The sequence below is a fragment of the Mesorhizobium sp. M0029 genome, assembly GCF_040323735.1.
In the GTDB taxonomy this organism is placed as follows: domain Bacteria; phylum Pseudomonadota; class Alphaproteobacteria; order Rhizobiales; family Rhizobiaceae; genus Mesorhizobium.
This window is the reverse complement of the sequence record NZ_JAMYVF010000008.1, coordinates 49,055-72,277: the sequence shown is the minus strand read 5'-3', so window position 1 is coordinate 72,277 and position 23,223 is coordinate 49,055. Positions and strand designations below refer to the sequence as shown.

20 protein-coding genes are annotated in these 23,223 nt (G+C 64.3%); 7 read left to right on the top strand and 13 right to left on the bottom strand.

Features of this window, described 5'->3' with window-relative positions; genetic code table 11:
- Positions 1 to 217: 217 nt before the first annotated feature.
- A complete protein-coding gene (locus NKJ76_RS15460; protein ID WP_023684099.1) occupies positions 218 to 613 on the bottom strand; it encodes an AGROH133_08824 family phage infection protein in 396 nt (131 codons plus the stop codon).
- Positions 614 to 751: 138 nt separating this feature from the next.
- On the opposite strand from NKJ76_RS15460, the gene NKJ76_RS15455 reads away from it, so the two are divergent.
- On the top strand, positions 752 to 940 hold the full coding sequence (locus tag NKJ76_RS15455; protein WP_023726136.1) for a hypothetical protein: 189 nt from the start codon (positions 752 to 754) through the stop codon (positions 938 to 940).
- Positions 941 to 956: 16 nt separating this feature from the next.
- Here the strand turns inward: NKJ76_RS15455 and NKJ76_RS15450 are convergent, their stop codons facing one another.
- The 5 genes from NKJ76_RS15450 to NKJ76_RS15430 form a co-directional block, all read right to left on the bottom strand.
- Positions 957 to 1,652 (bottom strand): aspartate/glutamate racemase family protein, encoded by a 696-nt coding sequence (locus tag NKJ76_RS15450; RefSeq protein WP_023726135.1) that lies wholly within the window; start codon positions 1,650 to 1,652, stop codon positions 957 to 959.
- Between the two features lie 110 nt (positions 1,653 to 1,762).
- A complete protein-coding gene (locus tag NKJ76_RS15445; RefSeq protein ID WP_023726134.1) occupies positions 1,763 to 3,097 on the bottom strand; it encodes a lysine N(6)-hydroxylase/L-ornithine N(5)-oxygenase family protein in 1,335 nt (444 codons plus the stop codon).
- Positions 3,094 to 4,914, bottom strand: a complete 1,821-nt coding sequence (locus tag NKJ76_RS15440) for an IucA/IucC family protein (protein ID WP_352537805.1) — start codon at positions 4,912 to 4,914, stop codon at positions 3,094 to 3,096. Before NKJ76_RS15440 ends, NKJ76_RS15445 begins: the two co-directional genes overlap by 4 nt.
- The gene (locus NKJ76_RS15435; protein WP_023684094.1) at positions 4,911 to 5,975 is read right to left on the bottom strand and encodes a GNAT family N-acetyltransferase; all 1,065 of its coding nucleotides are present in this window, start codon (positions 5,973 to 5,975) and stop codon (positions 4,911 to 4,913) included. Before NKJ76_RS15435 ends, NKJ76_RS15440 begins: the two co-directional genes overlap by 4 nt.
- Positions 5,972 to 7,759, bottom strand: coding sequence for an IucA/IucC family protein (locus NKJ76_RS15430; RefSeq protein ID WP_352537804.1), 1,788 nt, complete (start codon positions 7,757 to 7,759; stop codon positions 5,972 to 5,974). The genes NKJ76_RS15435 and NKJ76_RS15430 overlap by 4 nt, the downstream gene beginning before the upstream one ends.
- A gap of 121 nt (positions 7,760 to 7,880) precedes the next feature.
- On the opposite strand from NKJ76_RS15430, the gene NKJ76_RS15425 reads away from it, so the two are divergent.
- Positions 7,881 to 9,047, top strand: coding sequence for an MFS transporter (locus NKJ76_RS15425; RefSeq protein WP_352537803.1), 1,167 nt, complete (start codon positions 7,881 to 7,883; stop codon positions 9,045 to 9,047).
- An 11-nt stretch (positions 9,048 to 9,058) separates the two neighbouring features.
- Here the strand turns inward: NKJ76_RS15425 and NKJ76_RS15420 are convergent, their stop codons facing one another.
- From NKJ76_RS15420 to NKJ76_RS15405, 4 genes are all read right to left on the bottom strand, one after another.
- On the bottom strand, positions 9,059 to 10,342 hold the full coding sequence (locus NKJ76_RS15420) for a RhtX/FptX family siderophore transporter (protein ID WP_352537802.1): 1,284 nt from the start codon (positions 10,340 to 10,342) through the stop codon (positions 9,059 to 9,061).
- Positions 10,339 to 10,719, bottom strand: a complete 381-nt coding sequence (locus NKJ76_RS15415; RefSeq protein WP_352512157.1) for a hypothetical protein — start codon at positions 10,717 to 10,719, stop codon at positions 10,339 to 10,341. The genes NKJ76_RS15420 and NKJ76_RS15415 overlap by 4 nt, the downstream gene beginning before the upstream one ends.
- An 8-nt stretch (positions 10,720 to 10,727) precedes the next feature.
- Entirely contained in the window at positions 10,728 to 12,932 is a 2,205-nt protein-coding gene (locus tag NKJ76_RS15410) for a TonB-dependent receptor (RefSeq protein WP_352537801.1), read from the bottom strand.
- 279 nt (positions 12,933 to 13,211) lie between these two features.
- Positions 13,212 to 15,395: a primosomal protein N' gene (locus NKJ76_RS15405; protein ID WP_352537800.1), complete on the bottom strand. Its 2,184-nt coding sequence runs from the start codon at positions 15,393 to 15,395 to the stop codon at positions 13,212 to 13,214.
- A 90-nt stretch (positions 15,396 to 15,485) separates the two neighbouring features.
- Between NKJ76_RS15405 and fsa the strand changes: the two genes are divergently transcribed.
- The gene (fsa, locus tag NKJ76_RS15400) at positions 15,486 to 16,142 is read left to right on the top strand and encodes a fructose-6-phosphate aldolase (RefSeq protein WP_023688874.1); all 657 of its coding nucleotides are present in this window, start codon (positions 15,486 to 15,488) and stop codon (positions 16,140 to 16,142) included.
- An 83-nt stretch (positions 16,143 to 16,225) separates the two neighbouring features.
- Here fsa and NKJ76_RS15395 read toward each other — a convergent pair whose 3' ends face one another.
- Positions 16,226 to 16,822 carry an LPS assembly lipoprotein LptE gene (locus tag NKJ76_RS15395; protein ID WP_023698237.1) on the bottom strand — a complete coding sequence of 199 codons (597 nt, stop codon included), beginning with the start codon at positions 16,820 to 16,822 and terminating at the stop codon, positions 16,226 to 16,228.
- Positions 16,809 to 19,436 carry a leucine--tRNA ligase gene (gene leuS / locus NKJ76_RS15390; protein WP_352537799.1) on the bottom strand — a complete coding sequence of 876 codons (2,628 nt, stop codon included), beginning with the start codon at positions 19,434 to 19,436 and terminating at the stop codon, positions 16,809 to 16,811. The genes NKJ76_RS15395 and leuS overlap by 14 nt, the downstream gene beginning before the upstream one ends.
- Before the next feature lie 148 nt (positions 19,437 to 19,584).
- Here leuS and NKJ76_RS15385 point away from each other — a divergent pair, with 148 nt between their 5' ends.
- The 4 genes from NKJ76_RS15385 to NKJ76_RS15370 all read left to right on the top strand — a co-directional run bounded on the left by NKJ76_RS15385 (position 19,585) and on the right by NKJ76_RS15370 (position 22,174).
- Positions 19,585 to 20,247: a YggS family pyridoxal phosphate-dependent enzyme gene (locus NKJ76_RS15385; RefSeq protein WP_352537798.1), complete on the top strand. Its 663-nt coding sequence runs from the start codon at positions 19,585 to 19,587 to the stop codon at positions 20,245 to 20,247.
- Between the two features lie 89 nt (positions 20,248 to 20,336).
- Complete coding sequence (locus NKJ76_RS15380; RefSeq protein WP_023684084.1) at positions 20,337 to 20,591, top strand: type II toxin-antitoxin system Phd/YefM family antitoxin; 255 nt, start codon at positions 20,337 to 20,339, stop codon at positions 20,589 to 20,591.
- A complete protein-coding gene (locus NKJ76_RS15375) occupies positions 20,591 to 20,992 on the top strand; it encodes a type II toxin-antitoxin system VapC family toxin (RefSeq protein ID WP_023728699.1) in 402 nt (133 codons plus the stop codon). The genes NKJ76_RS15380 and NKJ76_RS15375 overlap by 1 nt, the downstream gene beginning before the upstream one ends.
- A 132-nt stretch (positions 20,993 to 21,124) precedes the next feature.
- On the top strand, positions 21,125 to 22,174 hold the full coding sequence (locus tag NKJ76_RS15370) for an aldo/keto reductase (protein WP_352537797.1): 1,050 nt from the start codon (positions 21,125 to 21,127) through the stop codon (positions 22,172 to 22,174).
- A gap of 106 nt (positions 22,175 to 22,280) precedes the next feature.
- Here NKJ76_RS15370 and NKJ76_RS15365 read toward each other — a convergent pair whose 3' ends face one another.
- Positions 22,281 to 23,192: a LysR family transcriptional regulator gene (locus NKJ76_RS15365; protein WP_352537796.1), complete on the bottom strand. Its 912-nt coding sequence runs from the start codon at positions 23,190 to 23,192 to the stop codon at positions 22,281 to 22,283.
- Positions 23,193 to 23,223 lie beyond the last annotated feature (31 nt).

The following is a 23,223-nucleotide window of genomic DNA, read 5'->3' as shown; positions in this document are numbered from 1 at the left end:
GCAGATTGTTGGCGCGAGCAAAAACTCTGGCTAAATCTTTGACCTTACTAAGTTTTTCCAAGCACGGAGGCGCGGCTTCCGCTATCCCCGGCCGAAAGTCGATTGCCGTCTAGCACAGGCATTTTAAGACCGCAATGCGTCGTCCCGCATGCTTTTCGGGCACTATTGTCGCATCCGGCCGCAGAGTTCAACCGAAGCCTTTGGATTGGCTGCCGATTCAGGGCAGAAAGCCGAAGACGAAGGCAAGCGGCAACGCGGCCAGGACGAGTTCGACGACGATCGACGCCCAGTTGAAAGGCGTGTTGGCGCCGTCCGACATCATAGACAGCAAACGGCCAAAAGCGGTGAACAGCCAGGAAAAGCCGAGTGCCATATAGAGCCACGGCTGCGCCAACAGAATGCAGCACAGGCTGACGCCGAGATAGAAGCCCGACATCCGGCCGCGCCCTTCCGCGATTGCCGCTGCCCTTTCGGGCCGGACCTGCAGCCGCAGAATCCGAAATGCCAGCCCTGGCGCGAGGAAAAACAGCAGACCGAGCGCCAAGGTGACGACGGCGCTGGACCAAGCCAGCCATTCGCCCTGGCTGGTCGGCCACGGAAACGCAAATTCCATCTTGCTTTCATCCCCTCACAGCAATGCCGGATGTATTGAATGTCGCTGCAAAAAGAAGTCAAGCGCGCGGCAGTTTTGGCACGCAATTCGTGAAGGAGCGGAAGGCTGTTTAGGCCGCGCGCGCGTCCGGCCAGCATCGTGGCCAACCTGTATTGTCAGGCGACGCCTCACTCCTATCTGCAGGACCGGTTTTGCACAGCCAAAGGCCCCGACACCGATCGCCTTTATTTCCTGACCGGGCACCTCAATCTGGCCGGCACGGAAGCAGATCGATGGAAGCTGAAAGTGGTCGGCAGCGGCAATGTCGCCGTGGCCGCCCAGCCCTGATCTCTGTTTTGGCCCTTCAGGGCAGCATGAATGCGACCGCCGCCTCGGCATGGATGCGCGTGGTGTCGAACACCGGAATGTCGAAATCGCGCTCGCCAATCAACATGGTGATCTCGGTGCAGCCCATGATGACGCCATCGATCTTCTCATCGCGTCGCAGACGGGCGACCTCGTCGATATAGGCCGCCTTCGATGCCGCGCTGACGATGCCCCGGCAGAGCTCGTCGTAGATTACCTGGTGCACCATGTCGCGCCCGGCCTGGTCCGGCACCACGGGCTGCAGCCCGTATTTCTCCGTCAGTCGGCCCTTGTAGAAATCCTGCTCCATGGTGAAGCGGGTCGCCAGCAGCGCCGGCCGCTTGACGCCGGCGCCCTTGACCGCGACGGCCGTGGCGTCGGCAATGTGGATAAGCGGGATCGACACCGCCGCCTGCACCCGGTCGGCGAGCTTGTGCATGGTGTTGGTGCAGATCAAAAGCCCCTCTGCGCCGCCCGCCTCCAGCTTGCGCGCCGCATCCGCCAGCAGCACGCCCGCACTGTCCCAGTCGCCATGATGCTGCCGGTCGGCGATTTCGGCGAAGTCGAAGGAATAGAGCAACAGCTTTGCCGAATGCAGCCCGCTCAGCCGCTCGCGCACGATCTCGTTGAGCAGGCGATAATAGATCGCCGTCGATTCCCAGCTCATGCCGCCGATGAGGCCAAGGGTTTTCATGCGCTGAGCCTCCAGCAGGACCGAACGATCTCTCTCACAGAAAAGCTTTACGGGTCGATGTCAACCTTAACGCGCGCCGTACCACGCTCTTCGGCCCGCCTCCACAAACATCACCGCGCGCCCGATTCGGTCATCCTCGCATTGGCGCCGAGATGATGCAGGCTTTGTGTCGTGTGCCTTGAACTCCAGGCAACCGGCGGATCGGGCAGATCGAGATCGAACTGTGCCCGCCCGAGCAGCGAATTGACGATCTTGGCGCTGCGCCAAGCCATCAGGCTGAGCTGCGGCTCGGCTATGCCATGGCTGAGCCGGCCGGCATTGAGCGCGTAGATCCGGCGGTCGTCGGGCCCGTCCCATTCGACCTCGAAGCTGGCGTTGAGCCTGTAATGACCGCGCTCGTCCAGCGCGATCCTGTTCATGAGCGGCGCCATGCAATCAGGAATGGCAAAGGCATAGCCGGTGGCCAGAACCACCGCATCGACGGTGCGCGTCTCGATGGCGCCGTCGAAGCCGTTGCGCATGATCAGCCGGTATTCGCTGCCTTCCCGCGTCACGTTCAGCACTTCGCGGTGCGGCGTCATGTTGACCGCCGTCGTTTCCTCCGAGAGGTGCCGCAGCGTGTAAAGCTGGCGATAGATCGCCTTCAGTGTGCTCGTCGATGCGCCGTCACCGGCAAGCAGTTGCTGTTCCAGGATCGTCTCACGCCGCCCTTGCGGCAGCCGATGGAAGCTTTCGACATAGCCCGGCGTGAAGAGTTCGTCGGTGAAAGGCGAGTCGTCCAGTGGCAGGAAATTCGGCCGCATCGAGATCCACTCGATTTCGCGGCCGGCGAAGCGGTCGGAGGAGATCAGATGCAGAAGCACTTCGGCGCCGCTCTGGCCACCGCCGATCACGGCGACACGCTGTCCGCTCAGGCGATCGAGGCGGTTGGCGGCCTGGGCGTTGTGGAAGCATTGATCGGAGGCCGCCGCCCGCGCCCAGGCGGGGATGTTGGGCACCAGCCCGACGGCAATGGCGAGATTGCGCGCGTTCACCTGCTCGCGGCCGATACGCAGCCTGAAATTCGTTCCGTCGAAGTCGATCCGGTCGACGGCGCTGGCGAAGCGCAGCGAAGACAAGTTCTCGCCGACCCATCCGAGATAGCGGGCGAATTCCGGCCGCGGGATGGCTGAGAAATCCGCGTTGAGGAATTCATAGAACCGCTTCTGCGCGACCAGATAGGACATGAACGACCATGGGCTGGTCGGATGCGTCGCGGTGACGAGATCCTTGAGGAAGGATGTCTGCAGTTCGACGCCCGGCAGCATCATGCCCGGGTGCCATTCGAGCCGCGTCGCCCTGTCGAAGAAGCGCGCGTCGACGCCGTCCACCGCATCGAGATGGGCGGCGAGGCTGAGGTTGAACGGCCCGATGCCGATGCCGGCGAGGTCAAGCGTATGGGTCATGGCGAACTCCTTGTGGAGCTGGCTGGGCTGATGGGAGATCGCCGGGCTGACTCGGGGTTAAGCGGATTGTCGAGCGGTGTGCCGAGGTCAGGCAGAGGGCGTTCGCCGCTGTCGCCGTACCCGATCGCGAACCGCACCTTGTTGATGGCGATGCGCGGAATCTTGGGCGCAAACAGATCGAAAAGCGCGAACCGTTCCGACAGATCCGGGTTCTGCGCCTGGTAGCGCCGGATGGCGCCGGCGAGGATGGCATAGAAAATCCTCTCGTCGAAGCGGTCCCAGGCGGCCAGCGCCTCGGACAGGAAGCGCAGGACGCTGACGATGTGGCCGGTCTGCAAATGCTGGAGAAGATGTGCCGGGGGCCGGCGCTTCAGCGTCGACAGGATTTTGGGGTCGAGGCCGGCCAGTTCGGGAAACGGCTGGTCGACGAGATCGAGGTCGCCCTGGAAATCCTTGACCGCCACGCCGAGAGGCGTCGCTCCGTCGAGGATGATGGTGACGTTCTGGCCATGGGCGATGAAGCCGACGCCGTAACGGCACATGAAGTGGTAGAGCGGCACGAAGGCCGTGGAGAACAGGCGATCGAGCCATGCCTCCGGACCAAGGCCGGACTGCTCCATCAGGGCGCTGGCGATCGGCCTGCCGTGGGCGTCGCGCTGCGGCAGGGCGCCCATCATCATCGGCCGCTGGCCCGCTGTCAGATCCTTTTCGGGGCTTTCGCGCCATATGGCGCCCAGCATCTCGCAAAACTGATAGGGCGCGCCTTCAACGCCGGTATAGTGCGGATGCGGATAGAAGGCGCCGGCGACTTCCTTCAGCACCTTGACGTCCTTGAGCACCGGGTCCGCGGCCGCCACCGTGGCCAGCCAGCGCGACAGATCGGCGCCGATCGCCATGTATTTGCCCGGCACGCCGCGCCACGCTGAGGTGTTGAGGACGGTCAGCGGCAGCTTGACGTGCAGCGCCTCGGGCCGTGCCACATTGGCAAGCGTGCGCAGCGACTGCAAGGGCAGGAACGGATCGCCGAACTGGCCAAGCGGCACCAGCCGGCCGGCGGCGATCTCGCTACCATATTGCGAGGCGATCATCGCCTGCCACTGCCAGGGGTGGACCGGCAGCAGCCTATGCGTCGATCGCGAGATCCCGGCGGCGCTGAAAGCCGCTTCGAGCCTTGCGCGCTCGTAGTCGCCGAGTGCGGCCTGCAGCAGCGCCTCTTCGTCGAGCCCGCAGTCAAGCGCCAGCAGGCAGCGATCGCTGGAGGCGGCAAGCCAGAAGAGCTGGAATGCGGTGGCCGATTCTGGCGCGTAGCGCTCGAAGTCGTCCCGTCCCCAGCCAAGCCGTCCCTTGTTGGCAGGGGCCTTCGGATGGCCGTCGAGCAATGCCTGCAACTCGGTATCCGGCAGCGCGGCTAGATCGGCGGCCGGTCGATTGCCGCGTGCCTTAGCGATCCGCATGTCGGCCATCAGCGTGTTGTAAAGCTCCTTCGCATAGGTGCAGAATGTTGCCGGCGACATGCCGAGCGTCTCGCGCGCGTCGGCGAAGAAGGCGACCGCATCGTCGACCGGCAGCTCGATGCCGGCGTCGCGAGTCAGCGTCTCCGGACGGACGGCGATCTGGCCCCACAGGCGCCGCGTCGCGGCAAAGCGATAGGTCACGCCGGGGCCGGGCGTCAGCTCCCATCGGCCGGGCGAAAGCTCGCGCGGCGACAGGCACTCCTCGAAGGTCAGTTCGGAAATGGCCTTGGCGACGGCGTCGCGGTTGATCGCGGCCCAGCGTGTCGCCTCCCCCGCTTTGGCAATCGGTTGCTGCACCGTCACAGCGGCACCTCGCGGAAGAAGCGCTCGCGTTCGCAGCAGACCAGCGCCGCGCGCTTGTGCGGGAAGTCGAACTCCTTGACCTTGTCGTAGGCGGCGCCGGCGCAATAGCTCAGCATCTTCTGGTGCGCGGCGCGTGGCTCGCCGACGACGCGCTGCGTGCGCGGCTCGTCGAGGAACAGATAGTGGGTGACGGAGCGGAACAGTGACAGCGTCTTCGGCCGGCCGAGATGGCGCATATTGCCGATCAGCCCATGCCAGCCGCGGTCCCAGTCGAGCGGCTCATAATAGGGCCCGAGCCGGTCCTCCTTGGCCCAGTAGAACTCGAAATAGCCGGTCGGCTCGCCGTCGAAGCTGGCGATGACGCCGAAAATATGCGGATCGCTTTCCTGCTCGGCGAGATATTTGTCGAGATCCTCATGGCTCTGGGCAAGTTCCCAGAAGAAGGCGACGCGGCCATCGTTCATCCAGCGATGGAAGAGGTCGAGATCGGTCCGGCGGTCGATCGGCCGCAGCGACACGGTGAGGCCGATTTCCGGAATCCAGCGTTCGTACATCGGGCCGCAGGGGCGCGGTTGGCGCAATGGCGGCAGCCGGTCTTCCGGGCCGATAGCGGTCGTCAATGCCGGATAGGTGACATGCGAGGCCTGGCTGCGCCACAGCAGCGGCAGCTGGCGCAGGACCGAGCGATGGATGACGGCGCATTCCGGTTCACCCGGAACCGTCTCGGTGGCCAGCGCCGAAACCGGCCACAGCGTCTTGGCCGCCGGCAGGAAGGCGCAGTCGAAGGAAGGATGCAGGCGCAGCGCGGCGTCGACGAGACCTGCCAGGATTTGCGGTTGGTCGAGGCGGCCGCCAATGAACGCGACATCGTCGATGAGCAGGCGGCCATCCGCGTCGGAGATGCGGGCCTGTCCCACCGCTGTTCCCTCAGCGTTGACCAGGCTGACATGGCCATCGCCGGCACGGATGGCGAGCGGCTCCGCGGCCGAGGCCAGATGCTGCCATCCTTCGTTGCCGGCGACGGTGGCGGGTGACCAGTTTTTCGCAGCCTCGATGTTCATGCGTATTCTCTCACATGCAGGGGGTTCGGAAGCTCGACGTAACCTGCCAGCGGGTCGGTCACTTCGGTGTTCTCATTGATGTCGCGCAGCGCGATCAGGAAATTGCCCTTGGCGGCGAGCGTCGGCGCGTTGAGCAAATAGTCGACGCAGGACCGGTCAGCCATCGGCGTGGCGGCCAGCCGCTCGAGCGAGCGGCGGAATATCGCCAGCAGATCGTCTTCGTTGGTGAGGCCAGCGGCCGCAAGGGCTGCGACGGCGGCGAAAGCGCCATTGACGACCAGATAGTAGCCGAACAGCTTCGCGGCCGCTTCCGCTGGGAAGACATGATCGCCCGCCTGACCAGCCTCGGGCACGAATTCGCGCAGCCTGGGCAGGAATTCCTCGACATAACCGGTGCCCTGGCAGTCGCGAAAATAGAGCGCATTCGGCCAGCCGCCGGCGAGGCCGACGACGAGGTTCTGCTGATGGGCGCCGAACAGCAGGCCGAATTCCGAGAAGGCAACGATAAACGGCTCGATGGCGGCATGAAGGAAACGCTCGAACCACAAACGCGCCGTTTCCTCGACAGGTCGCTTCTCGTCGCGGGCGATACGGTGGACCAGGTCGGACAGATGGCTTTCGGTACGGCCGGGATGGCGCTCGCAAAGCGCGCCGAGAACGGCAGCCGGCGGATTGCCCGTGCCGCGAAACGGATTTTCGCGAAACGAGACGATGGTATCCGTCATCAGCCGGCCGTCTTCGTCACGCAGGCCGAACCAGGCGGGCTCACCCAGCACCGTCATGGTCGGGCAGCGCCGCTGCAAGGCATCGCCAAGCTTGCCCTTGACCAGCCGGTGCACCGAAAGGCCGCGCCGGCACTCATGCTCCTCGACGATGCGCCTGGAATTGGTCAGGCGCAGGCTGAGCGAGAATTTCAGCATCCACTCGGCTTCAGACGAATGAACCGTGCGCAGCGAGGTCGTGGCCCGCCACGCTGGTCCGCCGAGCCCAACATCGACGATACGACCGGCGCGAAACAGGCGCTCGACGCGGTCTTCCAGCATGAGCCGTACGGCCTGCCACGGATGCATCGGAACGAGAACCTTGCCCTGTTGCTTGCCAGCCCGAGCAAGCAGCTGCGGATCGCTGGCGGCAAGCCCGCGGACCATCTCGGTGACATCTAGCGGCTCGACGCTGCCTCCAGTGAGGATGGTCGGGGCGACGGCCCACCAGCGCAGTTTGAACGCATTGCAGTATTCATGCCCGAAGCGCGCGGAATCCGTGTGCGTGAACTCTTCGCGACTCATCGGCGCCGGATGCACGGCATGGCCGAAGCGCAGGGCGCTTTCGGCATCGATGAAATCAGGATCGCCTTCGGAGAAGGGCCGCGACGATCCCCGCGCCGCAGTCGCCCCATCGATTGCGGCGATGCTGGCCAGGCTGCGGCGCAGGAAGGTCAGCCGGCTTTTCGCTGTCGCCCGGCCGGCAATGCCGGGATCCGCCAGGATCAGCGCCAGAAGGCTGAAAAGGTCGATCTCGGTCGCTTCGCCATCGGCCCCCTCGTTACTAATATCGAGGCGCCAGAGCGGCATCGCGAAATCGTGGTAACCAACCTTCGAGCGATGCCGCGCCTCGACGAGCACCGCCGCGCGCGAGGCAGGGAAATTCAGACGCAGCACGGCCGCCTGCGGCCGAAACAGCCCGGTTTGGCTGGCGTCGACGAATTCCCAGCCATCCCATTCCCGCAGCAACGCGTTGAGGAACGGGCTTAATGCAGAGGAAGATTCTGGTTTTACTTGTTCCATGTGCATCCTCATAAATCCACACAATACTGTAGTATTATATCTTGTACGCTGTCGTTATTAGAACATTTCTGTTGATTATTTATTATAACCAGGAAATAAGCTTCGCGTTATGACGACCGGTATGAAAAATCGATCTTCGCTTCTGCGCCGCCTGGCAATCGCGGTCTCGGCAATCGGCTTCGGCCAGTCGGCCTTCGTATCGCTCGTTCCCCTGGTGATGGAGCGGCTGAGGCTCGACACGTTTGCCATCGGCGCGGCAACTGCTGTCGGCGCGGCGGCCTTTCTGGTCGGCTCGCCGCTGTGGGGTCGCATGGGCGAGCGGCTTGGCCATGCCAGGCTGCTGCGCTTGCTCGGCCTCGCCATGCTGGCCGGCCAGGCGGTGTTCGCCATTCTGCTGATAGCCGGCACGGGAGCCGCGCTGGGCATCGCTTTGCTGATGCTTTCGCGAACCGTGTACGGTTTTGCCGCGTCCGGCGTCATGCCGACGGCGCAGGTCTGGGCCAGCCGCTCGGTTGCCGATGACAGGCGACAGGCCGCGCTGGGACTGCTTGGCGCCGGCGTCAGCATGGGGCGGCTGGCCGGCGCGCTGGCGGCAACGGCTGCCGTCCTGTCGCCGCTGCTGCCGCCCATCCTGTTCCTGTTCAGCCCGCTGTTGCTGTGGCTCGCGCGGGGCAAAGGGGAAGCCGGCGGACGGACCGACGGCAGGGCGGCCGACGTCGGCCGTGGAATATCGCCCTTCGATCGCCGCGCTCTGCCTTGCCTGGCGATGGGCTTGTGCCTGACGCTCGGCTTCGGACAGGTGCAGATGATGCTCGGCCCGATGACCCAGCAGCGTTTTGGCCTTGGTGCGACGCAGGCCACGACGGTGGCCGGCCTGGCCCTGATGCTGGTCGCCGTCGTCATGGTTCTGGTCCAGGGACTGCTCATGGCGCGCCTGCGGCTGGCGGAGCGCAACAGCGTCATCGTCGGCTGTCTCATGGTTTGCGTCGGCATGACGGCGCTGGCCGTCACGGCCAGCCATGTTGCCTCGGCAGCGTCTCTGGTGGTGGCGGCGGCCGGCATTGCCCTGGCTACACCCGGCTACACCGCCTGGCTGATGAAGCGCCTGGAGCCCGGCGAGCAGGGCGCGGCGGCCGGCTGGCTCACCAGCACCCATGTGCTCGGCCAGAGCATCGGCGCATTGGCCGGCGGCTTCGCCTTCACGCTCTGGCCCTTTGCGCCGCTGGCCGGCTGCGCGGCGCTGGCTCTGGCCGCCGCCGGTCTTGCAGCCATGGTTCATAAGCACTAGCGAACCCGCGCTCATTCGGCGACCTCCGGCAGCGGCATCGGCGTTCCTGGCTGGGTCTTTGCGGCATTGGCGAAATGGGCATTCAGCATGCGATAGGTCGCCACCACGGCGATGCCCGACAGCACTGTCGCCAGGTTGAACAACGCGGAGTAGCCGAGCATGTCGGCAAGGCGGCCGGCAAGCATGGAGCCGACGAGGTAGACGATGAGCTGGGCGCAGGACAGGATGGTGAAATCGGTGCCGGGTTGGTCCGACGACGTGACGGACATGAACAGGCTGTAGAGCGCCACGATCTCCATGTAGCGCACCAGCGTCTGCAGGAACGAGGCGCCGAAGATCGGCCAGAAGCCGGCGATAGCGCCGAAAGCGTGCAGCGCGAAGATCAGGAAGCAGATGGTTCGCAGCGCGCCGAGCAGGCCGAGCACCGAGGCGGCGCCCCTGTTGTGCAGCAGCCACGCCGCCAGCGCCGAGCCGCCGAGCCCGACGGTGAGCGCGGCACCGCCCGAGAGATAACCGATGATGTCGAGCGGCACGCCGGCATCGACGAGATAGGAGCCTTCCATCGACTTCACCAGCCCCTCGCTGGCGCGGTAGATGAGCGCGATCCACAGGATCTGGCGTGCCTCCGGCCGGCGCAGAAAGCGCAGGATCGAGGGGCGGTCGATGGCCGCCTGCGGCGCGCTGGCGACGGGATCGGTCTCGCGCATGGCGAAGGCGGCGACCAGCGGGATGATGGACAGCGCGGCCACCATGGCCACCATGGTTTGCCAGCCGGCATGATGATAAGCCAACAGGCCGAGCGTGCCGCCGAGAACGACGCCGAGCGCGACGGCGCCGCCCTGGATCGCATTGCCGATCGGCCTGTCCTTCGGGTCGAGATATTTGGCCGCGTAGCCGTCGGTGGCGATGTCCTGGGTCGACATCAACAGGCTCACGACAAGGCCGACGGCAAAGATACCGGCGACATCGGTCGGCTCGATCCAAAGCATGGCCGCGATGCCGGCGATGACGCCGATCTGGGTGATGATGACCCAGCCGGCGCGATGGGCGCGGGCCACTGGCCGAAAGTGATCGACCAGCGGCGCCCACAGGAATTTCAGCACCAGCGGCAGCATCAGCAGCGCCATCATGCCGATGGCGGTGCGCGACACGCCTTGCTCGCGCAGGATCGGCGGGATCGTCGCGGCAAACAGATAGCTCGGGATGGCCTGCGCCAGATAAAGGCAGGCGAGAACGACGAAAAGCCGCAGGCGCGAAAGCCCGGCGGGCGCCGGCCGGTCTGTGTCGCCGCTCATTTGAGATAGTCCTTCGGTGCGTAACCGTTCAGGAAGGCGCCGGCCTCCGCCCGGCTGCGGGTGACGAGCACTGGAAAGCCGAACAGGCTTTGCCAGACGCGCTGCATGTTCTCGTCGGCGGCGGTGCGCACCAGTGCGCAGGCGCGACAGATCTTTTCGAGCTGCTCGCGTTCCGCCTTGTACCAGAGGTTTTGCGCCTTGCGCTGGGCGTCGCTCAGCGCGATCTCGATGCCGATATCGACCAGCAGCACGAACGGCTCTAGTTCCTGCGAAAGGCGGCCGAGCGCCTCGATATAGCGCGCGCCATCCGCCGGATCGGCGGGCGCTTCTGCCAGCAGCGAGACCAATGCACCGTTTCGTTGGAGAGACACCGCCATCGCCGCCCTCAGAATGTGATCTGGTAGGACAGAGCGACCGAACGCCCCAGCCCCGGAACGTCGGCGCCGCGCGTCGCCGATGCGGAAGGGTTGATGTAGTAGGTGTCGAACACATTGCGCACGGCAAGGTTCAGCACGCTTTCATTGGCGAACGTCTTCGATACGGCGAGATTGACCAGCGCAGCGCCGTCCAGGTCCTGGGTGGCGATGCGGTCGCGCCCGGAAAACAGCTCCAACTCGCTGCGCAGGGTCAGCTCGTTCTCGAAACGGGTGGTGAGATAGACCAGGCCCTTGTAGGTCGAGGGGATACGGTTGTTCGGCAGATACTCGTTAGCTTCGATGTGGCCGTCGTGATCCGCATCGTATTTGCCTTCGACATAGCCGACCGATCCGCCCAGCGTAAACATGCCGCTGAGATCTGCCTCGAGATTGGCTTCCACGCCCCAGATGCGTTCCTTCTGCTGCGATACCCGGTTGTTGACGATGTCGTAGCTGACGCCGTTGTCCGAGGTCGACAGATAGGCGCTGACGCCGCCGCGATAGTCGCCCCAGTCGCCGCGCAGACCGGCTTCCCAGGTGTTCACCAGCTGGGGTTCAGGCGCGATATCGGCATAGCTGATCGCGTAATCCGGCGCGTTGGTGCACGGCAGCAGCGGCCGGATGGCGGTGCCATAGGCGTCGCAGGTTTCGGCGTTGGAGTTCAACCCGGCCCGGCGGGTGAAGCCGCCAATGTCGGTCAGGCTGTAGCCTTGCGAGAAATTGCCGAAAAGCTGCATCCTTTCGGTCAGATCGTAGACGGCGCCGGCGTTGAAGGTGACGGCGTCGTAGTCGAACGAGCCGCCGGTCACCTGGATCGCCGGCAGGCCGATAATGTTCCGGCCGAGCAGAACGGCAGCGGCAGGCCGGGTGAAGTCTTCAACGTTGAGATAAAACTGGTCGTAGCGCGCGCCGCCGCTGATGCGAAAGCGATCCGTCACCGGAATTTCGCCCTGCGCAAACAAGGCGACCGAGTTCTGGGTCGTGGGCGAGATGGCGTCCTGGCCGTTGGTCAGCTGCTGATCGGTGGCATCGAAGACGTAGTCGGCGCCCCAGGTCAGCGTGCTGCCCTGAGTGATAAAGTCCATCGGAGTGTTGACGGTCAGGTTGACGCCGCTGCGCCGCGATTGCAGCGCCGTCTGGTTGAAGTCGGCGGTCGGGTCCGTACCCGGCGGCAGGATCACCGGCCGCGTCGGGTTCGTCGGTAAATACACCTGGCTGTTGACGGCCGAGAATTTGGTAAAGGGCGACTGCTTGAAGATGTCGTTGTAGAACGCCTTGACCTCGAGGTTTCCGAGCGCGAAGTCGCTGTCGGTGTATTTGGCGGTCAGATATTTCGAATCTTCCTTCAGCGGCTTGCCTTCATAGGGATCGCCGAAATCCGGGGAGACGGGATTGGTCGTGTAATCGGTGAACCAGTCCGGCTTCTGGTTGGCATAGGTCCAGTCGACGCTGGCCTCGAAGCGCCTGGAATCGAACTGGTAGCCGGCCACGCCGAACAGATTGCCCGTGCCGGTGCGGTCGCCGCCGCCTTGGCCAAGCATGGCGTCCGAAGCCACCTCGTTGCCGTGGCCGTCATAGGTGCGACGCGACAGATCGCCGGACGCCGAGAAGAAATAGTCGAAATCGCCTTTCTTGCCCTCGACCGAGACGCTGGTGCTGGGCCCGGCCGATTTGCCGGGATTCTCGGTGAAGGCGGTGACGCCGGTGCGCACTGTCACCTTCGGCTTGTCGCTATCGCCGCGCTTGGTGATGAAGTTGATCGTGCCGCCGGTGGCCCCGGCGCCATAAAGGCTGGACGCGCCATTGATGACTTCGATGCGCTCGACCGAATTCAGGTCGATCATCGACAGGATGCGTGAGACGTCCCGCAGCGGTGTGTTGCGCGGCACACCGTCGACCATGATGAGAACGCTGCGCCCGCGGAAGGTTTCCGAAGCGCCGGAAATGGTCTGGTTGCGTGGCGCGTAGCCGGGGACGATGCGGCTGATCAGGGTCGCGGCGTCGATATTTTCCTGCGTTGCTTCCTCGACCTGTTCCTGTTCCACGACCTGGACAGACTGGGCGACGCTGGAAATCGACCTTTCATTGCGGCCGGTGACCAGGATCTGGTCGAGCACGGTGGCTCCCTGCTGGTCTGTCGGAGCGGTTTCCTGGGCAAATGCCGCGCCTGCCATAATCGACGAACCCAAAGCCGATGACCAAAGAAGCGTACTGAAAAATCTGCGCATGCTGTCCCCATCCATGCCCTGGTCCCCAGCGCCAGAGCGGAAAGGCCCAGTTATAATTCATGATAAAACGAGTCAACATTTATTTGTGGCTTTTCAAATCAGGATTAGTCAGCGAACGGATGGGAGCCGGGTACATGAACGGCGCGCATTTTAGCCGGCACTAAGATGCTGAGTTTTCTTGACAAACGGCTTACGGGCGGCCGGCGGCGGCGTCAGCCTTTGTGCTTACAAGAAGCTCTGCGGATCGATGTCGACCTGCACGCGGACCGAGCCGCGCTGCTTCGGCCCTTCGGCCAGCATGGTGCGGATGAAGCCTTGGATGTCGGCGCGCTTTTCACCCTGGATCAGCAAACGGAAACGATGGCGCCCACCGAGCAGCGACAGCGGCGCCTCGGCCGGACCGAGCACGAACAGGTCGCTGGCCTGGGGTGCTGCACGGCGCAGGCCGCGCGCGTGGCCTTCGGCCTCGGCCCGCGTCACCGCACTGACGATGACGCCGGCAAGCCTGCCGAAGGGCGGCAGGGCTGCCCGTTCGCGCTCAGTGATCTCGCGTTCGTAAAAGGCCTCGGCATCGCCCGAGACGATCGCCCGCATCACCGGATGGTCCGGCTGGAAAGTCTGCAGCAGGCCGAGGCTCTTCTTGCCGGTGCGGCCGGCGCGTCCAGTCACCTGGCTGAGCAATTGGAAGGTGCGCTCAGCGGCGCGCGGATCGCCATTGGCGAGGCCGAGATCGGCATCGACGACGCCGACCAGCGTCATGTTGGGAAAGTTATGGCCCTTGGCGACCAGCTGCGTGCCGATGACGATGTCGGCCTCGCCATTGGCGATGGCCTCGAGCTCCAGCCGCAGCCGGCGCACCCCGCCCATCAAATCGGATGATAGGACGATCGTGCGCGCGTCGGGGAAATGCGCCACGACTTCTTCAGCTATCCGCTCGACGCCAGGCCCGCAGGCGACCAGATGGTCGAGCGTGCCGCATTCCGGACAAGCCTCCGGCCGCTTCTCATTGTGCCCGCAATGATGGCAGACGAGTTGGCCGCGAAAGCGGTGCTCGACCAGCCAGGCCGAACAAACCGGGCAGCCGAAGCGGTGGCCGCAGACTCGGCACAGCGTCAGCGGCGCATAGCCGCGCCGGTTGAGGAACAGCAGCGACTGCTCCTTCTTCTCCAGCGTACGTTGCATCTGGTCGATCAGCAGCGGCGACAGAAAGCCGCCGCGGGCCGGCGGCGCGCGCCGCATGTCGATCGTCTTGAGATCGGGAAGCGCGGCTTCGGCAAAGCGCGCCGACAGCACCGCCCTGCTGTAGCGGCCCTGCTGCGCATTGACCCGGCTTTCGACCGATGGCGTCGCCGACGCCAGCACCACCGGGAAGCCGCTGATATGGCCGCGCACCACCGCCATGTCGCGCGCATTGTAGAAGACGCGATCCTCCTGCTTGTAGGCGGGGTCGTGCTCCTCGTCGACGACGATCAGCCCGAGCTCGCGGAACGGCAGGAACAGCGCCGAACGCGCCCCGGCAACGACGCGCACGCCGCCTTCCGCCACCTGCCGCCAGACCTTTTCGCGCATTCGAGGCGGCAGGTCGGAATGCCATTCCGCCGGCTTGGCGCCGAAACGCTGCTGGAAGCGTTCGAGGAAGGCATGCGTCAGCGCGATCTCCGGCAGCAGGATCAACACCTGCCTGCCCTGGTCGAGGGCTGCCGCCACCGCCTCGAAATAAACTTCCGTCTTGCCCGAGCCGGTGACGCCGTCGAGCAGCGTGACGTTGAAAGCAGCGGCCGCGACATTGGCGCGCAGCATGGCGGCCGCGTCTGCCTGGTCCGGCATCAGCTCCGGCATGGCGTAGGAGGGATCGGGCGCGGCGACCACCGGTCGAGGCGGGATCATCACCGTCTCGAACACGCCTTGCGCCTTGAGTCCCTCGACCACCGTCGACGACACGCCCGCCGCGTGCGCCAGGCCGGATCGCGTCCAGGCAAGCCCCCCTTCCGCCGTCTCCAGCACGCGCGTCCTGGCATCCGTCATCCGGTCGGGCATGACGAGGGTCCGCTGCAGGCCCTCGATCCATGGTTCGGGATCGAACGCCTCCGGCGCGCGCAACAGCATGCGCGCCACCATGCCGGGCGGCGACAGCGTGTACTGCGCCAGCCAGTCGACAAAGCGGCGCATGCCGCGGTCGATCGGCGGGCAGTCGAAGACCTGTTCGATCGGGCGCAGCTTTTTGGCGTCGACATTCTCGACCGCACCATCCCAGACGATGCCGGCAACCTGGCGCGGACCGAGCGGCACGCGCACGATCGAGCCCAGCACCACGCGCATGCCGGCGGGCACAGCGTAGGTGTAGGGCCGTTCGGCGGGCATCGGCACCAGCACCGGCGCGGCTGCGACAAAGGGCGAATCTTCGATCATCGGGCGTGACCTTGCCCCGACTTTGGTCTAGATCAAAGGGCAACCCCGAATGTGCATGGCATGCACATGGAAATCTTTCAGGAGACCCCCATGAAATTTTTTGTCGACACCGCTGACATCAAGGACATCAAGGAACTGAACGACCTGGGGCTGCTCGACGGCGTGACCACCAATCCCTCGCTGATCCTGAAATCCGGCGGCAAGATCGCCGAGGTCACCAAGCAGATCTGCGACATCGTCAAGGGCCCGGTTTCGGCCGAGGTTGTTGCGGTCGAATACAAGGACATGATGGCCGAGGCCAACATCCTGGCCAAGATCGCCGACAATGTCTGCATCAAGGTGCCGCTGACGCTCGACGGCCTGCGCGCCTGCAAGACGATCCGCACCGAGATGAACCGCATGGTCAATGTAACGCTGTGCTTCTCGGCCAACCAGGCGCTGCTGGCGGCCAAGGCCGGCGCCTCGTTCATCTCGCCCTTCGTCGGCCGCGTCGACGATACCGGCGCGGACGGCATGGAACTGATCCAGGAGATCCGGCAGATCTACGACAATTACGATTTCGACACCGAGATCCTCGTCGCTTCGGTTCGCACCGTGAACCACGTCAAGCAGGCAGCCCTGATCGGCGCCGATGTCGTTACCGCGCCGGCCGCGACGCTGAAGGCGCTGGTCAAGCACCCGTTGACCGACAAGGGCCTGGATCAGTTCGCTGCCGACTGGGCCAAGACCGGCCAGAAGATCGGCTGAGATCGGGTTCGATACAAAAAGGCCGGGAAACCGGCCTTTTTATTGCGGACTGCTAAAGTCGAGTTGGCAAGGCTAGGAAACGCTCAGGCCTTCTTGCCGTGCCTGACCAAGTCCTGGGCGACCGACAGGCTCACCATTTCAGCCAGTTCGCGTGCGGCGCGGTTCTCGGCGTCGAGCTGCGCTCGATAGGAGGCGAACTCCTGCGTCGGCTTGTCGAAGGATGATGGGATCGACCGCTTGCCGGTGGCGATCACCACGCCGGTCCTGGCATCGGTCAGCACATAGTTTGCGGTCAGCGTCACCGTGCCTGCCGTCGGTTCGTCTTCGTCGGTCTGGATCTGCACCACCGCGGCCGATTCGACCAGTTCGGTGACACCGAGATCGAGCATGTAGACCGGTGCCGTCGTTTCGCCGGCACCCTGGCCGAAGGCGAAGATCAGATTGTTGCGGACCTGCTGGGCATAGCGGGTCTTGACCGGCTTGACCGCGATCGAGGCGAGCTCCGCCGACGCGCTGACAGTCGAGCCTGCCGTCAGCGGCGCGCTCGAATAGAGCGGCCTGACCGTGCAGGCCGAAACCAGCGTCATCGAGGCCACCAGCCCGCAGAGCGCGGTGCGGCGCAGCACATGCGTCGTCTTTCCGAAGTCAAGCCCCGTCTTTTTGAAATCAGGCAACGACATTGACGATCCTCTGCGGCACGATGATCACCTTGCGGGGCGCCTTACCTTCCAGCGCTTTCTGCACGAAGTCGAGAGCCAGAACCGCTTTTTCGACCGCACCTTGGTCCGCGTCGCGGGCAATTGTCAAATCGCCGCGCTTCTTGCCGTTGACCTGAACCGGGAGCACGATCTCGTTGTCGACCACCAGTGCCGGATCGTAGACCGGCCAAGGCCGTTCGGCGACCAGATCGGTGCCGCCGAGCGTGTGCCAGCACTCTTCGGCCAGATGCGGCATGACCGGCGCGACCACATGCACAAGGATCTCCACCGCCTCGCGGCAGGCGCCTTTCAGCACCGCGTCGGCCTTGCCCTCGGCGACGTCGTTGAGCGGCGCGGTCAAGGCATTGGCCAGTTCGTAGATGCGGGCGATGGCCCGGTTGAAGCCGAGCTTCTCGATATCCTCGCCGATAGCCTTCAGGATCTTGTGCGCGGCCTTGGAAACGGCCCCCGCCTCGCCCTCCGGCGCCGCCTGCGGCTTGGCGCCGTCAAGCGTCTCGGCGGCAATGGACACCAGGCGCCAGACACGCTGGATGAAGCGATGTGCGCCGGCGGCGCCATCGTCCGTCCATTCGACGTCGCGCTCGGGCGGCGAATCCGACAGCATGAACCAGCGTGCGGTGTCGGCGCCGTAGCCGTCGGTGATGTCTTCCGGGCTTACCGTATTCTTCTTCGACTTCGACATCTTTTCGAGTGAGCCGATCGCCGCCTCTTCGCCGGTGGCGATCTCGATGGCGCGGCGCTTGCCGCCGACATCCTCGATCCTGACCTCAGCCGGCGACAGCCAGCGGCCATTGTTCGACGCACCGCCGACGCGGTAGGTCTCATGCACCACCATGCCTTGCGTGAACAGGCCCTTGAATGGCTCGGCCAGGTCGAGATGCCCGGTCGCGCGCATGGCGCGGGTGAAGAAGCGCGAATAGAGCAGATGGAGGATCGCGTGCTCGATGCCGCCAATATACTGGTCGACGGCCAGCCAGTCATCGGCAGCCTTGGGCTCCGTCGGCTCATTGGCCCAGGGCGCGGTGAAGCGCGCGAAATACCAGGACGAATCGACGAACGTGTCCATCGTGTCGGTCTCGCGGCGCGCATCCTTGCCGCATTGCGGGCACTTCACATGCCGCCAGGTCGGGTGGCGGTCGAGCGGATTGCCGGGACGGTCGAACTCGATGTCGTCGGGCAGCTTGACGGGCAGGTCGGCCTTCGGCACCGGCACGACGCCGCAATCCTCGCAATGGATCATCGGGATCGGGCAGCCCCAGTAGCGCTGACGCGAAATGCCCCAGTCGCGCAAGCGGAAGTTCACCTTGCGCTCCGCCATTGGCCGGCCGCCGATGGTCTTCTGCTCCAGGAGCTTTGCCGCCTCGTCGAACGCCTGCTCCGGCTTCAGGCCGTCGAGGAAACGCGAATTGATCATCACGCCGTCATCGACATAGGCCTCTTCCGTGACCTGGAAGGTCTTGGCGTCGGCATCTTCCGGCATCACCACCGGGATCACCGGCAGGCCGTATCTGTTGGCGAAATCGAGGTCGCGCTGGTCGCCCGACGGGCAGCCGAATATGGCGCCGGTGCCGTATTCCATCAAAACGAAATTCGCGACGTAGACCGGCAGGGTCCACGAGTCGTCGAACGGATGCACGACGCGGATGCCGGTGTCGAAACCTTTCTTCTCGGCCGTCTCCAGTGCGGCCACCGACGTGCCCATATGCCTGATTTCGTCGATGAACTTGGCCAGATCGAGATTGGTCTCGGCGGCCTTCCTGGCCAGCGGATGGTCGGCGGCAACCGCCATGAACGACGCGCCGAAAATGGTGTCGGGCCTGGTCGTGTAGACCTCCAGTTCCTTCGCATCGCCAACCGGAGCGGCCAGCGGCCAGCGGATCAGCAGCCCTTCCGAGCGGCCGATCCAGTTCTGCTGCATCAGCTTGACCTTTTCCGGCCACTCGCCGAGACCATTCAGCGAGTCCAGCAGGTCCTGCGCGTATTCGGTGATCTTGAAGAACCACTGCGTCAGCTCGCGCTGTTCGACCAGCGCGCCCGAACGCCAGCCGCGTCCGTCGATGACCTGCTCGTTGGCGAGCACCGTCATGTCCTCCGGGTCCCAGTTGACCTTGGAGGATTTACGCGTCACCAGCCCCTTCTCGACGAAATCGAGGAACAGCATCTGCTGGCGGTGGTAATAGTCGACGTCGCAGGTAGCGAACTCGCGAGACCAGTCCAGCGACAGGCCCATCATCTTGAGCTGCTCGCGCATGGCGGCGATGTTGGCGTAGGTCCATTCCTTGGGATGGACCTTGTTCTGCATCGCCGCGTTTTCGGCCGGCATGCCGAACGCGTCCCAGCCCATCGGATGCAGCACGTTGAAACCCTTGGCCCGCTTGTAGCGCGCCACCACGTCGCCCATCGTGTAGTTGCGGGTGTGGCCGATATGTATCTTCCCTGAGGGATAGGGGAACATCTCCAGCACGTAGTATTTCGGCTTCGGGTCCTCATTGTGCGCTTCGAACAGCTTCTTCTCGGCCCAGGCTTTCTGCCATTTGGGCTCTGACGCGCGCGGATTATATCGTTCGGTTGCCATCGGATGATTTTCACTTAAAAGCAGGCGCAGACCGCCGGACAAGGCCCGGTGGCCAAGGTAAATGTCGTCGCGGTGTTCACCATGGATTGCCGGACCCGTCAACTGCGCCGAGCCGGCGAGCGCGATTAAAGACAGGCAGGATATAGGCATGGCCAGCGCCGTCGAACAGTTTTTCGCCGTCAAGACGAGGATCGCTGCCGCCGAGCGCGAGGCCAGCCGCAACGCCGGCTCGGTGACACTGGTTGCGGTGTCGAAGACTTTCGAAGCCGACGCCATCCGCCCGGTCATAGAGGCCGGCCAGCGCGTCTTCGGCGAGAACCGCGTCCAGGAAGCGCAAGGCAAATGGCCGGCGCTGAAAGCGGAATTCCCCGACATCGAATTGCATCTGATCGGCCCACTGCAGTCGAACAAAGCGAAGGAAGCCGTTGCGCTCGCCGACGTCATCGAGACCCTCGACCGCGAAAAGATCGCCGCCGAACTCGCCAAAGAGATCGCGCGCCAGGGCCGGGCGCCAAAGCTCTACGTCCAGGTCAACACCGGCTCGGAGCCGCAGAAGGCCGGCATCGAGCCCCGCGACGCCGTCGCCTTCGTCGCCCGCTGCCGCGATGTCCATGGCCTCGCCATCGAAGGCCTGATGTGCATCCCGCCGGCCGACGAAAACCCCGGCCCGCATTTCGCCTTGCTGGAAAAGCTCGGCAAAGAGGCCGGGGTCGCAAAACTGTCGATGGGCATGTCCGGCGACTTCGAGACCGCCATAGCCTTCGGCGCCACCAGCGTCCGCGTCGGCTCGGCGATTTTTGGCGGCCGATAACCTCGGTGATCTCGCGGCCCTAACAGTAGCAATTGTTGCTGCATCGCTGCAGCAATGCTATATCTAGCCAAGCTAGCTAGGTATCTTCCATGAACTGGCATCTGCAGGACGCAAAAAACAATCTCTCGAAGCTGGTTCAGCAGGCTCGTGAAAAGGGCCCGCAGACCATCACCTTGCGTGGAAAGCCCGCTGCTGTCGTGTTGGCCGCTGAAGAATACGAAAGGCTCGTCGGCTCTAAGCCCTCACTTGCGGAATACCTTCTTTCCGGTCCCGAGTGGGACGACGACTTCGTCGAAGAGGTCAATCGCCGCTCCAAGGGGCCCGGCAGAGACGTGGACCTCTGATGTTTCTTCTGGACACGAACGTCGTGTCGGGTGCGCGAAAGCGAGAGGGGCCAGTGGCGGATTGGATAATCAAGCAAGAGCGCCAGTCTCTGTTTCTAAGCGTCATCACGCTCGGTGAAATCGCACGCGGAATCGAAATGAAGCGGCGAAACGACCCCGACACTGCAAACCATTTAGCAGCGTGGTTCCACGGTCTGCGCCACAGCTACGAAAACCGAATTCTCGGCATAGACGAGAGCATCGCTGCCCAATGGGGTCGCATCTCCGCGATCCGCACGCGCGGCGACGCAGATGGGCTTATAGCCGCGACGGCGCTCTTCCACGACCTCATACTGGTCACACGCAACGTCGCCGATTTCGACGATACTGGCGTCACAATGTTCAACCCTTGGGAAGCCTGACCCGCCTGTGTTGATTCGGTGTTGGGGTCGGCCGCAGGTTGAGCCAGAGCCGGCCCATCATTGCGCCACGACTGGAAACGAAACGCGCCGTTCCTATTTGCTTGGCGTCATCACCAATCTGCTGGAGCCACCATGCGCTACAATCAACTCGGAAATACGGGGATGTTCGTCTCGGAACTCTGCCTCGGCACCATGACCTTCGGCGCCGCGGGCGAGAATGCCCAATGGGGCCTGATCGCCAGCCTCGACCAGAAGGGCGTCAACGACATCGTTGCCCGTTCCATCGCCGCCGGCGTCAATTTCTTCGACACGGCCGACGTCTATTCATTCGGCCAGTCCGAACGCCTGCTTGGCCAGTCGCTCAAGGATCTTGGCGTCAAACGCTCGGACGTCGTCATTGCCACCAAGGTGCATGGCGCCATGGGCCAGGGCCCGAACGAGCGCGGCTCTTCGCGCGGCCACATCATGGATTCGGTCGAAGGCAGCCTGGAGCGGCTGCAGCTAGACCATATCGATCTCTACCAGCTGCACGGCACCGACACCGTGACGCCAGTCGACGAGACGCTGCGGGCGCTCGACGATCTCGTTGCCAGCGGTAAGGTCCGCTATGTCGGCGTCTCCAACTGGGCGGCCTGGCGCATCGCCAAGGCGCTGGGCGTTGCCGAGCGCAAGGGATTTTCCCGCTTCGAGACCATCCAGTCCTATTACTCGATCGCCGGCCGCGACCTCGAGCGCGAGATCGTGCCGCTCATCAACGAGGAAAAGCTCGGCCTGATGGTCTGGTCGCCAATGGCCGGCGGCCTGCTGTCGGGCAAATACGGCCCCGGCGCGCCCGGCAATGGCGAAGGCCGCCGCGCCGCCTTCAACTTCCCGCCGGTCGATGAGGACCGCGCCTGGGCGGCTGTCGCCGTGATGCGCGAGATCGCCCAGAAGCACGGCGTCAGCGTCGCCACGGTGGCGCTCGGCTATGTCCTGGCCAAACCTTTCGTCATGAGCGTCATCATCGGCGCCAGCCGCATGGAGCAGCTCGAGCAGAACCTTGCCGCGGCCGAGGTGAAGCTCGACGCCGACGATCTCGCCAGACTGGATGAGGTCAGTGCGCTGCCGGCCGAATATCCCGGCTGGATGCTGGAGCGTCAGGCCGCCGGTCGCCGCCCGGCGCCGTTCACGCCGAAGAAGTAGTCGCCGCCGGTTGGATGCTGGGGAGCCAAAGGGGCTCCCCAAAATCGTTCAGGCTCTGTTTTTGTTGATCATGATCTTTTCCGAAAACCGGATTCCCCTTTCGGGATCATGCTCCCATCCGAACGCTCTCGACCAGAAAGTCGAGAAAGGCCCGCACCCGTGCCGGCAAATGCCGGCCCTGGCCGACATAGACGGCGTGGGTGGGCTCCTCGTCGCCCGGATTGAAATCCTCCAGCAGCTCCGTCAGCCGGCCCGCCGCGATGTCATCGGCCACATGCCAGTGTGCCAGCCGGGCGATGCCGGCGCCGCCGACCGCCATCAGCCGCATCGATTCGCCATCGCCGACCAGCGTGTTTCCGGTGATCGGCACCATAACGGCGTTCCCGGCTGCATCGACAAACTGCCAGCCATCGACATGCCGGACAAAGCCGAAAGCCATGCGATTGTGCCGGCTGAGATCGGCTGGAATCAGCGGTGCGCCATGTGTCTTGAGATAGGACGGTGCGGCAACGACCGTCATCCGGGTTTGCCCGAGCTTGCGCGCCACCAGCCGCGATTCGCCGAGCGGCCCGGCGCGGATGGCGACGTCGGCACGCTCAGCCATCAGATCGATGACGCTGTCGGTCAGCACCAGATCGACCGAAATCTCGGGATAGCGTTCGAGGAAATCAGGGAGCAGCGGGATCAGCCGATGCACCCCGAAGGGCACATAGGAGTTGACGCGCAGCCGTCCGCGCGGCGCGGCACCCACGGCCGCCTCGCGCTCGGCCGCTGCCATATCGGCCAGGATGCGCACCCCGCTGTCATAGAACGCCGTCCCTTCCGGCGTCAGCTGCAGCTTGCGCGTCGAGCGGGTGACCAGCCCCGCGCCGAGCCTTGCCTCCAGTCGCGCGATCAGCTTGCTCACCGCCGACGGTGTCATACGCAGCGAACGAGCCGCAGCCGAGAAGCTGCTCGCCTCGACGACGCGGACGAACACTTCGATCTCGCCGGAACGGTTGATATCGGGTCTGGCCATTTGTGAATCTATTTCACAGCAAATATGCCCA

What these genes read in the sequence shown, in the direction of transcription:
- NKJ76_RS15460 (WP_023684099.1), bottom strand. Translation starts at nt 613, where the DNA reads ATGGAATTTGCGTTTCCGTGGCCGACCAGCCAGGGCGAATGGCTGGCT.
- NKJ76_RS15450 (WP_023726135.1), bottom strand. Translation starts at nt 1,652, where the DNA reads ATGAAAACCCTTGGCCTCATCGGCGGCATGAGCTGGGAATCGACGGCG.
- NKJ76_RS15445 (WP_023726134.1), bottom strand. Translation starts at nt 3,097, where the DNA reads ATGACCCATACGCTTGACCTCGCCGGCATCGGCATCGGGCCGTTCAAC.
- NKJ76_RS15435 (WP_023684094.1), bottom strand. Translation starts at nt 5,975, where the DNA reads ATGAACATCGAGGCTGCGAAAAACTGGTCACCCGCCACCGTCGCCGGC.
- NKJ76_RS15430 (WP_352537804.1), bottom strand. Translation starts at nt 7,759, where the DNA reads ATGGAACAAGTAAAACCAGAATCTTCCTCTGCATTAAGCCCGTTCCTC.
- NKJ76_RS15425 (WP_352537803.1), top strand. Translation starts at nt 7,881, where the DNA reads ATGAAAAATCGATCTTCGCTTCTGCGCCGCCTGGCAATCGCGGTCTCG.
- NKJ76_RS15420 (WP_352537802.1), bottom strand. Translation starts at nt 10,342, where the DNA reads ATGAGCGGCGACACAGACCGGCCGGCGCCCGCCGGGCTTTCGCGCCTG.
- NKJ76_RS15415 (WP_352512157.1), bottom strand. Translation starts at nt 10,719, where the DNA reads ATGGCGGTGTCTCTCCAACGAAACGGTGCATTGGTCTCGCTGCTGGCA.
- NKJ76_RS15410 (WP_352537801.1), bottom strand. Translation starts at nt 12,932, where the DNA reads ATGGCAGGCGCGGCATTTGCCCAGGAAACCGCTCCGACAGACCAGCAG.
- NKJ76_RS15405 (WP_352537800.1), bottom strand. Translation starts at nt 15,395, where the DNA reads ATGATCGAAGATTCGCCCTTTGTCGCAGCCGCGCCGGTGCTGGTGCCG.
- fsa (WP_023688874.1), top strand. Translation starts at nt 15,486, where the DNA reads ATGAAATTTTTTGTCGACACCGCTGACATCAAGGACATCAAGGAACTG.
- NKJ76_RS15395 (WP_023698237.1), bottom strand. Translation starts at nt 16,822, where the DNA reads ATGTCGTTGCCTGATTTCAAAAAGACGGGGCTTGACTTCGGAAAGACG.
- leuS (WP_352537799.1), bottom strand. Translation starts at nt 19,436, where the DNA reads ATGGCAACCGAACGATATAATCCGCGCGCGTCAGAGCCCAAATGGCAG.
- NKJ76_RS15385 (WP_352537798.1), top strand. Translation starts at nt 19,585, where the DNA reads ATGGCCAGCGCCGTCGAACAGTTTTTCGCCGTCAAGACGAGGATCGCT.
- NKJ76_RS15380 (WP_023684084.1), top strand. Translation starts at nt 20,337, where the DNA reads ATGAACTGGCATCTGCAGGACGCAAAAAACAATCTCTCGAAGCTGGTT.
- NKJ76_RS15375 (WP_023728699.1), top strand. Translation starts at nt 20,591, where the DNA reads ATGTTTCTTCTGGACACGAACGTCGTGTCGGGTGCGCGAAAGCGAGAG.
- NKJ76_RS15370 (WP_352537797.1), top strand. Translation starts at nt 21,125, where the DNA reads ATGCGCTACAATCAACTCGGAAATACGGGGATGTTCGTCTCGGAACTC.
- NKJ76_RS15365 (WP_352537796.1), bottom strand. Translation starts at nt 23,192, where the DNA reads ATGGCCAGACCCGATATCAACCGTTCCGGCGAGATCGAAGTGTTCGTC.